The 13,981-nt window shown below is 72.4% G+C and carries 11 protein-coding genes and 1 rRNA gene; 5 read left to right on the forward strand and 7 right to left on the reverse strand.

Features of this window, described 5'->3' with window-relative positions:
- From EV374_RS21480 to EV374_RS21510, 7 genes are all read right to left on the reverse strand, one after another.
- Window positions 1-285, reverse strand: a 16S ribosomal RNA gene (locus EV374_RS21480); the annotation flags it as partial.
- 628 nt (window positions 286-913) lie between these two features.
- Window positions 914-1,762: a DUF6807 domain-containing protein gene (locus EV374_RS21485; protein WP_132238378.1), complete on the reverse strand. Its 849-nt coding sequence runs from the start codon at window positions 1,760-1,762 to the stop codon at window positions 914-916.
- Window positions 1,763-1,785: 23 nt separating this feature from the next.
- On the reverse strand, window positions 1,786-2,424 hold the full coding sequence (locus EV374_RS21490) for a hypothetical protein (RefSeq protein ID WP_132238141.1): 639 nt from the start codon (window positions 2,422-2,424) through the stop codon (window positions 1,786-1,788).
- Window positions 2,421-3,182: a carbohydrate ABC transporter permease gene (locus EV374_RS21495; protein WP_132238380.1), complete on the reverse strand. Its 762-nt coding sequence runs from the start codon at window positions 3,180-3,182 to the stop codon at window positions 2,421-2,423. Before EV374_RS21495 ends, EV374_RS21490 begins: the two co-directional genes overlap by 4 nt.
- A gap of 140 nt (window positions 3,183-3,322) precedes the next feature.
- On the reverse strand, window positions 3,323-4,303 hold the full coding sequence (locus EV374_RS21500; protein ID WP_132238143.1) for a carbohydrate ABC transporter permease: 981 nt from the start codon (window positions 4,301-4,303) through the stop codon (window positions 3,323-3,325).
- 28 nt (window positions 4,304-4,331) lie between these two features.
- Window positions 4,332-5,681: an extracellular solute-binding protein gene (locus EV374_RS21505; RefSeq protein ID WP_132238145.1), complete on the reverse strand. Its 1,350-nt coding sequence runs from the start codon at window positions 5,679-5,681 to the stop codon at window positions 4,332-4,334.
- 19 nt (window positions 5,682-5,700) lie between these two features.
- Entirely contained in the window at window positions 5,701-6,828 is a 1,128-nt protein-coding gene (locus tag EV374_RS21510; protein ID WP_132238147.1) for a LacI family DNA-binding transcriptional regulator, read from the reverse strand.
- 239 nt (window positions 6,829-7,067) lie between these two features.
- On the opposite strand from EV374_RS21510, the gene EV374_RS21515 reads away from it, so the two are divergent.
- From EV374_RS21515 to EV374_RS21535, 5 genes are read left to right on the forward strand one after another with little or no spacing between them, the layout of a single operon-like run.
- Entirely contained in the window at window positions 7,068-8,396 is a 1,329-nt protein-coding gene (locus tag EV374_RS21515) for a Gfo/Idh/MocA family protein (protein ID WP_132238149.1), read from the forward strand.
- Window positions 8,397-8,426: 30 nt separating this feature from the next.
- Window positions 8,427-9,851 carry a glucuronate isomerase gene (gene uxaC, locus EV374_RS21520; RefSeq protein ID WP_132238151.1) on the forward strand — a complete coding sequence of 475 codons (1,425 nt, stop codon included), beginning with the start codon at window positions 8,427-8,429 and terminating at the stop codon, window positions 9,849-9,851.
- The gene (locus EV374_RS21525; protein ID WP_132238153.1) at window positions 9,848-11,152 is read left to right on the forward strand and encodes an enolase C-terminal domain-like protein; all 1,305 of its coding nucleotides are present in this window, start codon (window positions 9,848-9,850) and stop codon (window positions 11,150-11,152) included. The genes uxaC and EV374_RS21525 overlap by 4 nt, the downstream gene beginning before the upstream one ends.
- Entirely contained in the window at window positions 11,149-12,633 is a 1,485-nt protein-coding gene (locus tag EV374_RS21530; protein ID WP_132238155.1) for a mannitol dehydrogenase family protein, read from the forward strand. Before EV374_RS21525 ends, EV374_RS21530 begins: the two co-directional genes overlap by 4 nt.
- The gene (locus EV374_RS21535) at window positions 12,630-13,874 is read left to right on the forward strand and encodes a Gfo/Idh/MocA family protein (protein ID WP_132238157.1); all 1,245 of its coding nucleotides are present in this window, start codon (window positions 12,630-12,632) and stop codon (window positions 13,872-13,874) included. Before EV374_RS21530 ends, EV374_RS21535 begins: the two co-directional genes overlap by 4 nt.
- The last annotated feature ends 107 nt before the right edge of the window (window positions 13,875-13,981 follow it).

Genomic DNA, 13,981 nt, shown 5'->3' on the forward strand with positions numbered 1-13,981 from the left:
GCCGGCTACCCGTCGTCGCCTTGGTAGGCCATCACCCCACCAACAAGCTGATAGGCCGCGAGCCCATCCCAGGCCGAAAAACTTTCCACCACCAAACATGCGACCGGTGGTCCTATTCGGTATTAGCCCCCGTTTCCGAGGGTTATCCCAAAGCCTAGGGCAGGTTGCTCACGTGTTACTCACCCGTTCGCCGCTCGAGTACCCCGAAGGGCCTTTCCGCTCGACTTGCATGTGTTAAGCACGCCGCCAGCGTTCGTCCTGAGCCAGGATCAAACTCTCCAACAAAAACTTGTTGAAAAACTGTCCCGACAACAAAAAGTGTTGCCAAAGGAATCCAAGACCAACAAACCATAAACGGTCTGCCAGTCCGGGGTATAAATCATAATTGGCACTGGCTTATCAAGCACCCTGTTGAGTTCTCAAAGAACAACCACACACCGCCCAGAAACCCCACACCGTGGAGCACCCGACCCGGGGCATTTCGTTCACCGCACCCGCCGCTTCCCGCGCCGGGCACTTTTACTACGTTACCCGGTGGTTTCCGCTGTGTCAAACCGCTTCGTAGCGATCCGCACCACTTCAACCCATTTTCCGGGCATCCCGATGACGTCGACTCTCGCCGACGGTCTTCGGGAAGTTCGGCAGACCGGCCGCTTCGCGGTTTCCCGCGAGCTCGCCCGGATCCCTGCCGGCCGTGAACCTTACCCGGTCGGTTCCGCCTCGCCAAATCCGCCTCGCGACGGATCCGGGGCACCGCCCGTGCCGATCCCGGTGGGAGAACCCCACCCGGACCGATGGTCTCACCGCGCTCCGGCCTCGGCCGGGCTTTCGCCCTGTTCGTCCGTTCCGCGCTGGCAGAGAGAAAGTTACGCCCGCCCGACAAGATCGTCAAATCCGGGGTGGGAGGGCCGCGTCACACCGTCCCGCCGGCGGCCAACGCGGCGGCCGTCGGCTGGTCGAGCGCGCCGTCGGCGACGACCACCCGGTGCCGCCCGGTGCGACTCGTACCCGCGGTGATCACCCTGGGCCGGTCGAAGGCGAACGCCACGCAGATCCCCGGGTACATCGCGGTGCGGACGAACCAGCGGTCGCCCTCCGCGAGCCCCGCCAGCACGAGCGTGTACGCGGCCCCGTCCGGCCCGGTGCCGGCGAAGGCCAGCCACGGCGCGTCGCTGCCGTTGACCGCGTCCTCCCCCTCGGCGGTGGCGGTGCGCACCCGCGCGGGCGTCGCGCTGACCGCCCGCCAGAAGAAGCCGCCGTAGCCGGCGCCACCCGGGCGTCCGTTGGTCGCCGGGCTGCCCAGGGCGACGTCCCGGTCGGCGGGAGCGGTCAGCGTGTATCCGACGTCGAGGGCCCAGGCCCGCTCGCCGACCCGCTGCGCGGCCAGCTCCCGCCGCTCGGTGAGCAGCACCGCCCCGTCCCGGTCCCGCCACTCCAGCTGGTGCGCGAGCCGTTGCGGGTCGCGGGTCTCCCAGCGGGTGTGCGCGATGCGGCCGTGGTCGTCGCGCCACGTGTAGCCGGTGTCGCGGACGTAGGTGCGCCCGCCCCACAGGTTGGTGCCGTCGACGTCCTGCACGGCCAGGGACGCGCCGAGGTGCCAGACGTGGTCGGCCGGGAACGCGTCGGTGACCACGGTCCCGCCGAGGGTCCGCACGGGGTGCAGGTACGGGCGGGGGCCGTGCCGGGGGTCGATCGCCGGGTCGACGACGTACCGGGCCACCGGCACGTCGTCGACGCTGAGCTGCCGATCGTTCTCGGTCACGCCGGCCCGCCGGTCGTCGCCCGTCACGACTGTCCCACCGGGGCGGGCACGGTCCGCCGCGCGACGGCGTGCAGGGCGGCGACCACGTACCCGGCGAGGATGGGCACCGCGACCGGGATGACCAGGACGGCGAGCAGCGCGGCGACGGCGCTGACCCCACCAGCGGCGGCCCAGGTGCCCGGGCGGGCGCGGCAGGCGCCGGCGGCGGCACCGGCGGCCTCCCGCCAGCCACGGCCACCGCGGCGGCCGACCTCCACCACCACCAGCGCGGCGTACCCGGCCAGGGCGGCGGCCAGCACGACGGTGACCAGGAGCAGCGGTGCCCCGCCGGGCACCCGGCCGCCGGCCAGCGCGGCGACGTTCACGGCGAGCAGCCCGAAGGCGGCGAGCGTCAGCACGCTCACCCCGGCGCCGGGCAGCAGGGCGCGGCCGTACCGGGTCAGGTTCTCCCGTGCGGAGGGCCAGGACCCGACGGTGTACCGGTCGTGCACGGCCGCGCTCGCGGCGGCGACGGCCGCCGCCGCGGTGAGCACCGGCAGCGCCGCCAGGGTCAGGACGATGCCGACCACCGCCAGGTCCGTGGCGTCGGTGAGCACGTCCCGCCAGTCGCGGCGAGCCGGCCCGTCCTCGCGGTCCGGCCCGCCGTCCGGGTGCGGCCTCATCCCTTGAGTCCGCTCGTGTTGATGCCCTCCACCAGCATCCGCTGGAAGGCCACGAAGAACAGGAACACCGGCAGCAGCGACAGCACCGACATGGCGAACATCGGGCCGACGGCGCTCTGGCTCGTCGAGTCGATGAACAGGGTCAGCGCCACCGGCACGGTGTAGTCCTCGAGGTCGGAGAGGAAGACGAGTTGCCGGAAGAAGTCGTTCCAGGTCCAGATGAACGAGAAGATCGCCGTGGTGACCAGCGCCGGGCGGCTCAGCGGCAGGATCACGTGCCGGAAGATGCCGAAGGCGTTCGCACCGTCGATCTTGGCGGCCTCGTCGAGCTCGCGCGGGATGCCCCGCATGAACTGCACCATCAGGAACACGAAGAACGCCTCGGTGGCCAGGAACTGCGGGATCAGCAGCGGCAGGTACGGCCACTCGCCGCCCACCAGGCCCAGGCTGCGGAACAGGATGTACTGCGGCACGATCAGCACGTGCCCGGGCAGCAGCAGCGTCCCGATCATCACGGCGAACCAGACGCCCCGCAGCCGGAACCGCAGCCGCGCGAAGGCGTACGCGGCGAGCAGGCAGGAGACGCCGTTGCCGACCACGGTCAGCAGGCTGACCATCGCGCTGTTGAGGAAGAACCGGCCGAAGCTGAAGTCGAAGTTGGTCCAGCCGTCGGCGTAGTTGCCGGGGGTGAACTCGTTCGGCAGCAGGCCGATGTTGTTGACGATCTCCTCCTGGCTCTTCAGGGACGTACCGATCATCCAGAAGAGCGGGTAGAGCACGACCGCGACGATCGCGATCAGAATGAGCAGGCGCACGGCCTGCCCGCCGCCGCCACCCGGGCGGCGCGGGCCGCGCGAGCCGGTCGTCGCCGGGGTTGCCGTCGGGGTCGCCGTCGCCGTCACCGGTCCTCCCCGTCCGAGTAGTGCACCCAGAAGCGCCCGGTGCTGAAGAAGATCGCGGTGATGATCGCGATGGCGAGCAGGAAGACCCAGGCCATCGCCGAGGCGTAGCCCATCTCCAGGTTGGTGAAGCCGGTGATGTAGAGGTTCAGCGTGTACATCAGGGTGGAGTCCACCGGGCCGCCGGTGCCGTTGCTGAGCACGAACGCGGCGGTGAAGCCCTGGAAGCCGTTGATGGTCTCCAGCACCAGGTTGAAGAAGATCACCGGCGAGAGCATCGGCAGGGTGACGGCGACGAACTGCCGCCACTTGCCGGCGCCGTCGACGGAGGCCGCCTCGTAGAGCTCGGTGGGCACCTGCTTGAGGCCGGCCAGGAAGATCACCATGGGCGCGCCGAACTGCCAGATGGCGAGCACCATGAGGGTCTCCAGCGCCCAGTCGGGGTCGTTGACCCACGGCTTGCCCTCGATGCCGAAGACGCCCAGCAGCGAGTTGAACGCGCCCTCGCGGTTGAACATGTTCACCCAGACGATGGCCAGCGCGACGCTGCCGCCGAGCAGCGACGGCAGGTAGAACAGGCCGCGGAACAGCCCGACGCCGCGCCAGGCGCGGTTGAGCAGCAGGGCCACCCCGAGCGCGGCCGCCAGCTTCAGCGGCACGGCGACCAGGGCGAAGGTGAGCGTCACCCGCACCGAGTGCCAGTACGACGGGTCGGCGGTGAACATGCGCTCGTAGTTGGCGAATCCGACCCACTCCACCTCCGAGAAGGGGGTGAGGATGTCGTAGTTCGTGAAGCTCAGGTAGAGCGACAGGAGCATGGGTATCGCCGTGACGGCCATCAGGCCGAGCAGCCAGGGCGACAGGAAGACGTAGCCGGCCAGACCGTCGCCGTGCCGGGCCCGCCCGACCCCGCGCCTGCCGGCGGGGGTCGGGACGGGTCCGGTACGTCGGGTCGGGTCGGGCGCCGTGGTCAGAGCCACGAACCGATTCCTCTCCGTGGGCGTCAGGTCAGGCGATGGCGGACTTGCAGGCGGCGATGAACTGCTCCGCCGCCTGGGCGGAGCTGATCCGGCCGTACTGGGCGTTCTCGGCGGCCTTGATCAGCTCGGCGCGGACCTTGCTGTGCCCCTTGAGCGGGACCTGCGGCGCCTCGCCGAACTTCTCCGCCAGGTCGGACTCGACCTGGATCGACTGCTTCATCGCCGGGTCGGTGACGTCGTCGCTGACCACCCGGCGCAGGTCCAGGTTCGACGGCAGGCCCCGGTCGGTGCCGAGGATCTTGACGGCCTCGGGGTCGTTCGCCAGGAAGTTGATCACGTCGACCGCGACGTCCTTGTGCTTGCTGCCCTTGAACACCGACCAGTACATGGAGGCGCGGGCCCACTGGGCGCTCGGGTCACCGGGGTAGGCGATGACGCCCAGCTCGTCCTTGGTGTTCTTCTTCAGCTCCGGCATCTGGTTGACCCAGACCCAGCTGGTGCCGGCCTTGCCGGTGACCACGAGCTGCTTGGTGATGTCGGTGGCGTTGCCCTCGTGGATGACGTCGGGGGTCGGGGTGGCGCCCCGGTCCCGGGCGCCCTTCCACAGGTCGAACCACTTCGTCACGTCCTCGGCGGTGAAGCCGAGTTCCTTGCCCTTGTAGAGGTCCTTGCCCTGCTGGCGCAGCCACACCCAGAACGCCTTGTAGTCGGCGCTCGGGTCCTGGGTGCCGGGCACCTTGGTCTTCTTCGCCACCTGCTCGGCCCAGGCGATGTGCTCCTCCCAGGTCATGCCGGTGGTCGGCTCGGGCAGACCGTTCTTGGTCAGCAGGGTCTTGTTGTAGACCAGGCCCTGGGTGTTCTCCCCCGAGGCCACGCCGGCGAGCTTGCCGTCGACCACGCCGTACTGCCAGAGGCTCTTGGGGAACTTCGACACGTCGAGGTCGCCGGAGTCCTTGTACGACGTCAGGTCGAGGGTGGTGCTGCGCGAGGCGTACTCGGCCAGGTAGTTGTCGTCGATCTGGAAGAGGTCCGGCGGGTTGCCGCCGGCGGTGAGGGTGGCCAGCTTGTCGAAGTAGCCCTGGTTGGCCTGCCAGGTCTTCTCGAACGTGACGTTCGGGTGCTTCTTGGTGTAGAGGGCGAGGGCCTCCTCGGTCAGTTTCGCCCGGGCCTCACCGCCCCACCAGAAGACCGAGAGCTTGACCGGGGCGTTCGGGTCGGTGCTGGCCTCGTCGTCGCCGCCGCAGCCGGTGGCACCGAGGATCAGGGGCAGGGCGACGACCGTGGCGAGCAGGCCGCGGATCAACCGCCGCCTGCGGACGGGGGTACGGTGAACGGGCACGGCCTGCGTGCCAGTGGTGGGGGGCGTTGCGGGGTGCATGTGCGCTCACTCCTTGGCGTTAGGAGGCGACGACGCCACCGGTGGCCGCGGTCGGGCGACCCGGGCCCGCAAGGCGATGCGGGCCCGGGACGACCAACTCGGCGTCGGGGCGGTTCCGACCGTCTGCCGGCGCGGCGGCGGTCGAGTCGCGGATGACCAGTTCGGTCTGGAGCATTACCTGTGCGGTGGTACGACGGTCGTCGCTCGTGACACCCCGACCGCCGCGTGAGCCACGGGCGGCGACGGTGTCGTGTTGCAGGAGCATGTCGACGGCCGTCCGGCCGGCGGCCGCGTTGGGCGTGGCCACCGTCGTCAACTTGGGCCGGGTGAGCCGGCTCAGGGCGATGTCGTCGATGCCGACGACGCTCACGTCCTGCGGGACGCGCATCCCGACGGCGTCGAGCCCTTCGATCAGGCCGATCGCCATCAGGTCGTTGTAGGCGAGGACCGCCGTGGCCTCGCTGCGGCGGACCTGCTCGGCGAGGGCCGCGCCGCCGGTCTCGGTGGGCTGGTTGGGCCCGAGGACGGTGAACTCGGCGCCGCCGGCCCGCGCCGCGACGCCGGCCGCCCGGCGGATCTCCCGGCTGGTCCACGAGCCGCGCGGCCCGCTGAGCAGCGCGATCCGCCGGTGGCCGAGGCCGAGCAGGTGCTCGATGGCCGACCGGGCGCCCTGCCCGACGTCCATGGTGACGCACGGCAGGCCGGCGACCTGCCGGTTTATCACCACCAGCGGCACTTCGCGGCTGAGCTGCTCGATCATGCTGTTGCTCATCCGCGGGCTGCACAGCAGCACCCCGTCCACCTGCTTCGCGAGGGCGTGGACCAGCTCCTCCTCGGCGATCGGGTCCTCGTTGGTGTCGGCCACGAACACGTGGTAGTCGCGTTGGCGGGCCTGGCTCTCCGCCGCCTTGATCAGCGGCGGGAAGAACGGATTGGCGATGTCCGCGATGATCAGGCCGACGTTGTGCGTACGGCCGGTGATCAGGGCGCGGGCGGCGCGGTTGGGCCGGTAGCCGAGCTCCTCGGCGCAGGCCAGCACCCGGCCCCGGGTCTCCGGGTTGACCAGGTGCGGGGCCGAGAACGTGCGGGAGACCGTGGAGATGTGCACGCCGGAGGCCCGGGCGACGTCTCGGATGGTGGCTGGCACGGCGGGGCCCTTCGTCCAGTGTGGCTGGGGTCACGTCAGGTGCCGCCAATTAATGCAAACGGTTGTGCTGGTGTCAACGGCCGATGGTTACAGATGCGTTTCGGCCACGCTCCCACCATGCGCTGAAATGCGGATCAAATCGGATCTATGCCGCCGGTTTGGCATCGATCGTTGACGCCGCCGCGCGGCGCGTGGTTATTTCGCTGCAAACCTTTGCAGCAACACGGGAGGCGGTCGACATGTCGTCCAGCACCGGTCAACGGGTCCGACACGCCCTGGTGGGCACCGGGTCCCGGGCCGAGATGTTCGTCCGGGCGCTGGTGCGCGACCACGCCGACACCGCCGAGCTCGTCGCGTTCGCCGACGTCAACCAGGCCCGCATGGACGCCCACAACCGGTGGCTCGGCGAGCTGGGCCACCCGCCGGTGCCGACGTACCGGGCCGAGGACCTGACCGCCATGCTCGCCAAGGAGCGCGTCGACGTGCTGGTGGTGACGAGCGTGGACGACACCCACGCCGCGCACGTCGACACGGCGCTGCGGGCCGGCTGCGACGTCATCACCGAGAAGCCGATGACCGTGGACGCGGCCGGCTGCCGGCAGATCCTCGACGCGGTCGCCGACACCGGGCGGCAGGTGCGGGTGGCGTTCAACTACCGCTACAACCCCCTGCACGAGAAGCTGCGCGAGCTGCTCGCCGACGGCGCGATCGGCGAGGTGGGCTCGGTGCACTTCGAGTGGCTGCTCGACGTGCGGCACGGCGCCGACTACTTCCGCCGCTGGCACCGCGACAAGGCGCACTCCGGCGGGCTGATGGTGCACAAGGCCGGCCACCACTTCGACCTGGTCAACTGGTGGCTCGACGCCACCCCCGTCGAGGTGTACGCCACCGGCCGGCTGTTCTTCTACGGCGAGGCGGGCCGCCGGCACGGCTACGCCCGCGACTACGAGCGGGCGCACGGCTCCCCCGCCGCCGACGACGACCCGTTCGCGCTGCGGCTCGACGCGCACCCGAAACTGCGCGAGCTCTACCTCGACGCCGAGGCCGAGGACGGCTACCAGCGCGACCGCAACGTCTTCGCCCCGGGCGTGGACATCGAGGACGACATGGCGGTGCTCGCCCGCTACTCCACCGGCGCGACGATGACCTACCACCTCACCGCGTACGCCCCCTACGAGGGCTACCGGGTGATGGTCAACGGCAGCCGGGGGCGCCTGGAGCTGGAGGTCGTGGAGAGCGACCACGTCAGCCCGGCGTCCGCCGGTGCGCTCAAGGGCGCGGCGCTGCACGGCGACGAGGCCGCCGCCGAGGCCGGCTCCGCCACGCTGACCCTGCGGCCGTTCTGGGCGCCGCCGCAGGTCGTACCCGTGGCCGGGCACACCCGCTCCGGGCACGGCGGCGCCGACGCCCGGATGGCCCGGGTCCTGATCGCCGGCGAGCCGGACCCGATGGGGCGGGCGGCGACCGCCCGCGACGGCGCCCTCGCCCTGCTCACCGGGCTGGCCGCGAACCGCTCCTTCACCACCGGTGCCCCGGTCCGGGTCGCCGACCTGCTCGACCTCTCCTGAGCCACGAACACCCTCCGAGGAGCCCCACCCGTGCCCACGACCGACCTGCTCTTCCCCGCCGACCCCGCGCAGCGCGCGGTGGCCCGCCGGCTGTACGCGCTGGCCGCGCCCCAGCCGATCATCTCCCCGCACGGGCACGTCGACCCGGCGATCCTGGCCGAGGACCGCCCGTTCCCGGATCCGGCGCGGCTGCTCATCGTGCCCGACCACTACCTCACCCGGATGCTGCTCAGCCAGGGCGTCCCCCCGGCCGACCTGGGCGTGCCCACCGTCGACGGCAGCCCCACGGAGCCCGACGGGCGCACCATCTGGCGGCGCTTCGCCGCGCACTGGCACCTGTTCCGGGGCACCCCCTCCCGGCTCTGGCTGGAGCAGACCTTCACCGACGTGTTCGGGGTGCGCACCCCGCTCTCCCCGGCCACCGCCGACGCCGTCTACGACGAGCTCGCGGCCCGGCTCGCCGAGCCGGAGTTCCGGCCCCGGGCGCTGTTCGAGCGGTTCGGCATCGAGGTGCTCGCCACCACCGAGTCGCCGCTGGACGACCTCGGGCAGCACGCCAAGCTCGCCGCCGACGGCTGGGGCGGGCCGGGCGGCCGGGTGATCACCACGTTCCGGCCGGACAACGTGGCCGACATGGAGTTCGACGGCTGGGCGGACAACGTCGCGCGCCTCGGCGAGATCACCGGCGAGGACACCGGCACGTACGCCGGCTACCTGGCGGCGCTGCGCCGGCGGCGGGCGGCCTTCATCGCGGCCGGCGCCACCTGCACCGACCACGGCCACCCCACCGCGCGCACCCTGGCGCTGGGCGCGGACGAGGCGGGGCGCCTCTACGACAAGGGCCTGCGCGGGGTCGCCGACGCGGCCGACGCGGAGACGTTCCGGGCGCACATGCTGCTGGAGTTCGCCCGGATGTCGCTGGACGACGGCCTCGTGATGCAGCTGCATCCCGGCGCGGTGCGCAACCACAACCGCTGGCTGTACGCGCGGCACGGCCGCGACGTCGGCGGCGACCTGCCGCAGGCCACCGAGTACCTGCACGCGCTGACGCCGCTGCTGGACGCGTACGGCAACGACCCGCGGCTGCGGGTGGTGCTCTACACCCTCGACGAGTACACCTTCAGCCGGGAACTCGCCCCCCTGGCGGGCGGGTACGCCGCCCTGTACCTCGGTGCGCCGTGGTGGTTCCTGGACTCGCCTGAGGTGCTGCGCCGGTTCCGCGAGTCGGTCACCGAGTCCGCGGGCTTCTACAACACCGCCGGGTTCGTCGACGACACCCGCGCGTTCTGCTCCATCCCGGTACGCCACGACGTGGCCCGCCGGGTCGACGCCGCCTACCTGGCCCGGCTGGTCACCGAGCACCGCCTCGACGAGGACGAGGCCGCCGAGACCATCGTCGACCTGGCGTACCGGCTGCCGAAGAAGGTCTTCAAGATCGGAGAGAATGTCCTGTGAGTGTCACCGTCACCGCCGTCGACGTGCACGACGTGCGGTTCCCGACCGCCGCCGCGGGCGACGGCTCGGACGCGATCAACCGGGGCGACTACTCGGCCAGCTACGTCGAGCTGCGCACCGACGCCGGCGTCACCGGGGCCGGGTTCACCTTCACCAACGGTCGCGGCAACGAGCTGACCTGCGCCGCGATCGAGGCCCTCGCCCACCACGTGCGGGGCCGCACCGTGGAGGAGATCTTCGCCGACCCGGTGGCGTTCTGGCGCTCGCTGAGCGCCGACGTGCAGCTGCGCTGGCTGGGCCCGGAGAAGGGGGTCATCCACATGGCCACCGGCGCCCTGGTCAACGCGGTCTGGGACCTGCGGGCCAAGCTGGCCGGCAAGCCGATGTGGCAGCTGCTCGCCGAGCTGCCCACCGAGGAGCTGGTGGCCAGCATCGACTTCCACCACATCACCGACGCCCTCACCCCGGACGAGGCGGCGGCCATCCTCGACAAGGGGCTGGTCGGGCTGGACGAGCGCCGGGCCGGGCTGGAGCGCGACGGGTTCCCGTCGTACACCACCTCCGTGGGCTGGCTGGGCTACCCCGACGACAAGGTCCGCGCGCTGACCCGGCAGGCGTACGCCGAGGGGTGGCGGGCGATGAAGATGAAGGTCGGCGGGCTGCCGGCCGACGACCTGCGGCGGGCGCGGATCATCCGGGAGGAGATCGGGCCGGACGCGCTGCTGATGATGGACGCCAACCAGGTCTGGGACGTCGACGAGGCGATCACCAACATGACCGCCCTGGCGGAGGTGGACCCGTACTGGATCGAGGAGCCGACGCACGCCGACGACATCCTCGGGCACGCCCGGATCGCGCGGGCGGTCACCGGCCTGACGGACGGCCGGTGCCGGGTCGCCACCGGTGAGGTGGCCGCCAACCGGGTCATCTTCAAGCAGCTGCTCCAGGCCGAGGCGATCGGCGTGATGCAGATCGACGCCTGCCGGGTCGGCGGCGTCAACGAGGTCCTCGCCGAGATCCTGATGGCGGCGAAGTTCGGGGTGCCGATCTGCCCGCACTCCGGCGGCGTGGGCCTGTGCGAGTACGTCCAGCACCTGGCCGTCTTCGACTACCTGCGGGTCGGCACCAGCCTCGACGGCCGGATGGTCGAGTACGTCGACCACCTGCACGAGCACTTCGTCGACCCGGTGCGCACCCGCGAGGGGCGCTACCTGCTGCCGGAGGCGCCCGGCTACAGCTCCACGATGAAGCCGGAGTCGATCGCCGAGTTCCGCTTCCCCGACGGACCGGTGTGGCGATGATCGGCGGCGCCGCCCGGCTCGGTCTCGGGACGCTACGCCGGCTGCCGGCCGGGAGCCGCCCGCTGATCCGCCCGGGCAGCGCGCCGGCGGGGATCGTGCACCTCGGGCTGGGCGCGTTCCACCGCGCCCACCAGGCGGTCTACACCGAGGAGGCGATGGCGCGGGCCGGGGGCGACTGGGGCATCGTCGGCGTGGCGCCACGCAACCCCGACGTGGTGACGACGCTGGCCGCGCAGGACAACCTGTTCAGCGTCACCACCACCAGCGCCGAGGGGTGCCACACCCGGGTCGTCGGCGCGCTGGCGGGCACCCGGCACGCCGCCGGCGATCCCGCCGCCGTGGTGGCGCTGCTGGCCGACCCGGCGATCCGGGTGGTCACCCTCACCGTGACGGAGAAGGCGTACCAGCTCGACCCGGTGACCGGCCGGCTGCGGCCCGACCCTGAGGTCGCCGCCGACCTGCGCACCGACCGGGCGCCGGTCACCGTCCCGGGCCTGCTGCTGCGCGGGCTGCTCGCCCGCGCCGCCGCGCAGGGCCCGCCGTTGGCCCTGGTCAGCTGCGACAACCTGCCCGCGAACGGCCGCCGGCTGCGCGGCCTGGTCGAGCAGTCGATGGCGTACGCGGGGGTGCCGGAGCCGCTGGCCGGCTGGGTGCGGGAGCACGTCAGCTTCCCCGGCACGATGGTCGACCGGATCGTGCCGGCCAGCACGGCGCAGACCCTCGCCGACGCCGAGCGGGCCCTGGGGGTGGCCGACCTGGCGGCGGTGGCCGCCGAGCCGTACCGGCAGTGGGTGATCGAGGACGACTTCCCGGGCGGCCGGCCGGCCTGGGAGCGGGCCGGCGCGGTGCTCACCGCCGACGCGGGTTCCTGGGAGCGGCTGAAGCTGCGCGCCCTCAACGGCGTGCACTCGGCCGCCGCGTACCTGGGTGCGCTGGCCGGCCGGGAGACGATCGCCGAGGCGCTGGCCCTGCCGCACCTGACGACCGTGCTGCGGCAGCTGGTCGCCGAGGACGTGGCGGCCAGCTTCGAGCCGCCCGAGGGCGTCTCGGTCGTCGCGTACGGCGAGGAGGTGCTGAGCCGGTTCGCCAACCCGGCGATCCACCACCGCACCCTCCAGGTGGCCCTGGACGGCTCGCAGAAGCTGCCGCAGCGGATCCTGCACACCATCGCCGACCTGCGGGCCGCGGGGCGGTCGGCGCACTGGGCCACGCTGGTGGTGGCCGCCTGGCTGCGCTTCGCGCAGGGCCACGCCGACGACGGCAGCCCCCTGCCGCTGGCCGACCCGCTCGCCGAGGAGATCCGCGCCGCGCTCGCCGCCGGAGCGAAGACCCCGGCGGGGGCCGTCGACGCGGTGTTCGCGCTGCGCGAGGTCTTCCCCGCCGAGGTGGCCGAGGACGACGAGGTGCGCGCCGAGGTGACCGGGTGGCTGACCGCCCTGCAACGGCACGGGGTGGCCGCGACGCTGGCGGGCGCCCGGTGACGGCCGCCGCCGCGGGGGCGCCACCGGGGCGGGCCGGCGCCGTGCCGAGGGTCGCGATCGTCGGGGCCAACGGGCACGGGCGCTGGCACCGGCGGGTCGTCGCCCCACTGCACGACGCCGGGCGGCTGCGGCTGGTAGCCCTGGTCGACGTACGTCCGATCGAGGACGAGCCGGCGGCGCCGGTGCCCGACGGCACCCTGGTTTACCCCGACCACCGGGAGATGCTGCGGGCGGCCCGGCCGGACGTGGTGGTGGTCTGCACCCCGCCGCACACCCACCTGCCGATCGCCTTGGACGTGCTCGCCGCGGGCGCCGACCTGCTGCTGGAGAAGCCGCCGGTGCTGTCCACGGCCGAGCACCGGGAGTTGGCCGCCGCCGTGGCGGCCTCGGGCCGGGCGTGCCAGGTCGGTTTCCAGGCGCTCGGCTCGGCGGCGCTGACGGAGCTGACCGACGCGGTCCGGGCCGGCCGGCTGGGCACCGTCACCGGCATCGCGACGGTGGCGGCCTGGCAGCGTTCCGACGCCTACTACGCGCGGGCGCCGTGGGCCGGACGGCGCACGCTGCACGGCCGGCCGGTGCTGGACGGCGCCCTGGCCAACCCGCTGGCGCACGCGGTCATGCAGTGCCTGGCGGTCGCCGAGGCCGCCGCCGGGGACGGGCCGGTGGTCCCCGCGCGGATCGAGGTGGAGCGCTACCGGGTCCGGCCGATCGAGGTGGACGACACGGCGACCCTGCGGGTGTCGTCCCGTTCGGGGCCGCCGATCGTCGCGGCGGTGACGCTGGCCGGGGAGGACTTCGTCGCCGGGGAGGTGATCGTGACGGGTACCGCCGGCCGGGCCGTGCTGGAGTATCCGACCGACCGGTTGCTGCTGCCCGGCGACGCCGGCGCACGCGAGGTGCCGGGCCGGCGCGGGCTGCTGGAGAACCTCCTCGCCCACCGGGCCGACCCGGCGGTGCCGCTGATCGCGCCCCTGGCGAGGACGGCCCCGTTCACCGCGGTGCTGGAGGCGGTCACGACCGCGCCCGAGCCGGCGCCGCTGGGCGGCGACCTCGTCACGGCCACGGGCGACGGCCCGCAGCGGGTGCTGACGGTGCGCGGGATCAACCGGCTGCTGCGCCGGGCGGCCGACGAGGGGGCGCTGCTGTCGGAGCTGGGGGTGCCGTGGGCGGTGGCGCCGCACCGCAGGGAGCTGACGGGACAGGAGGAACCGCAACCCACTGCAACTGAACCGCCCGCCTGAGGTGGGTCCATATCGGATATAGGGGCGTCAACCCGACCGAGGGCGGCCGGGGCGATACCGGCCGATTTGATCAGTTGCAACACTTCTGCACACGTTTGTCATTGACT

This window comes from Micromonospora sp. CNZ303 (assembly GCF_004345505.1).

Excerpts from the sequence above, each read along its gene's own strand:
- EV374_RS21505 (WP_132238145.1), bottom strand. The coding sequence starts at position 5,681 with ATGCACCCCGCAACGCCCCCCACCACTGGCACGCAGGCCGTGCCCGTT.
- EV374_RS21490 (WP_132238141.1), bottom strand. The coding sequence starts at position 2,424 with ATGAGGCCGCACCCGGACGGCGGGCCGGACCGCGAGGACGGGCCGGCT.
- EV374_RS21495 (WP_132238380.1), bottom strand. The coding sequence starts at position 3,182 with ATGATCGGTACGTCCCTGAAGAGCCAGGAGGAGATCGTCAACAACATC.
- EV374_RS21515 (WP_132238149.1), top strand. The coding sequence starts at position 7,068 with ATGTCGTCCAGCACCGGTCAACGGGTCCGACACGCCCTGGTGGGCACC.
- EV374_RS21530 (WP_132238155.1), top strand. The coding sequence starts at position 11,149 with ATGATCGGCGGCGCCGCCCGGCTCGGTCTCGGGACGCTACGCCGGCTG.